The organism is Candidatus Pelagibacter communis, assembly GCF_001179985.1.
GTDB lineage: Bacteria > Pseudomonadota > Alphaproteobacteria > Pelagibacterales > Pelagibacteraceae > Pelagibacter > Pelagibacter ubique_J.
In genome coordinates this window covers 1-1,527 of record NZ_CVSI01000013.1, presented here as the reverse complement: position 1 = coordinate 1,527, position 1,527 = coordinate 1, and the positions used below count along the sequence as shown (strand labels likewise).

The following is a 1,527-nucleotide window of genomic DNA, read 5'->3' as shown; positions in this document are numbered from 1 at the left end:
AAAGCTCTTGAATTAGTAAAGAATATAAAATGTGCAGGAATAATTAATGGGCCAATTTCAAAAAGAACTTTTTTGAGGGGAAGATATAACGGCATTACTGAGTATTTAGGAAAAAAAACAGACGTCAAAGATACAGTAATGTTAATCTATAACCATAAGTTGAGTGTTAGTCCTTTAACAACCCATATACCAATTTCAAAAGTTTCAAATAAAATAAAAAAAAAAACTATTATTAGTAAAATTAAAAAAATTGATACTTTCTACCAAAAAGTGCTTAAGAAAAAACCTAATATTGCTATCACTGGACTAAATCCACATTGTGAAAGTTTTGGATCAGAAAACAAAGAAAAGAAAGAGATTATTCCTGCAATAAAACATTTAAGAAAAAGTAAAATTCGTATTGAAGGTCCATTTGCATCAGACACAATTTTTTTAAAAGAAAATTCAAAAAAATACGATGTAATATTTGGTATGTATCACGACCAAGTACTTGGACCAATGAAAACTTTATATGGATTTAAAGCAATTAATATAACGATAGGTTTGCCTTTTCTAAGAATTTCACCTGATCATGGTCCAAATGTTCAAATGTTAGGAAAAAACAAATCAGACCCTGAGAGTCTTGTTGAGTCCATACGTTTTTTAGAGAAATATGCGATTTACAGCTAAAAAAAGTTTAGGGCAAAATTTTCTTATAGATAAAAATATTCTTAATAAAATTGCAAATATTGGAAATATCTCTAAAGAAGACAAAGTGCTTGAGATAGGTCCTGGGACAGGAAACCTCACAGAATACATAATTAAAGCAAATCCAAAAGCTATAGTAGTAATTGAAAAAGATTTTAGATTGGTAAAAATTTTAGAAAAGAAATTTAAAAACCAAATTAAAATAATTAATAATGATGTTCTTAAACTGCCTGAAAGTTTTTATAAAGACCAATATTTAGTGTACGGCAACTTACCTTATAATATATCAACTCAAATATTTGCATATTGGTGTTTGAGCAAAAAAGTTAAATTTAAAAAATTAATACTTATGTTTCAAAAAGAGGTGGCAGATAGGATAATTGCGAATATAAATACAAAAAACTATAGTCGAATAACAATTTTAGCTAACTGGAAATTTAATGTAAAAAAAATCTGTGATGTTAGTCCAGAGTGTTTTTTTCCAAGTCCTAAAATTAAAAGTACATTATTGGAATTTACTCCAAAAATTGACATTATAAAAATAAAAAATCCCAAGAATCTTGAAAATATTACTAAGATTTTTTTTAATCAAAAAAGAAAAATGATAAAAAAAAATTTTATTAAATTGTTTAGAAATTACGATTATGTATCAAAAACAATAAATATTAAACTCACAGATAGACCACAGAATATATCAGTTGAAAAATTTCTTAGGCTAGTAATAGAATTTGAAAATAATTTAAAGTAGTTTTTTTATATGATTTTCAACAAAAACTTTATCATAAACGCTTTTTTTATTATTTAATTCTGCATCTAAGATGTTTATAATTTTCTCATAGC

The 1,527-nt window shown here is 25.3% G+C and carries 2 protein-coding genes; both read left to right on the top strand.

What is annotated here, in order from left to right; genetic code table 11:
• Positions 1-669: 4-hydroxythreonine-4-phosphate dehydrogenase PdxA (locus AMN80_RS00320; protein ID WP_075520040.1), on the top strand; the 669-nt coding region annotated here is incomplete at its 5' end.
• Positions 653-1,435: a 16S rRNA (adenine(1518)-N(6)/adenine(1519)-N(6))-dimethyltransferase RsmA gene (gene rsmA, locus AMN80_RS00315; protein WP_075520039.1), complete on the top strand. Its 783-nt coding sequence runs from the start codon at positions 653-655 to the stop codon at positions 1,433-1,435. The genes AMN80_RS00320 and rsmA, both read left to right, overlap by 17 nt.
• The last annotated feature ends 92 nt before the right edge of the window (positions 1,436-1,527 follow it).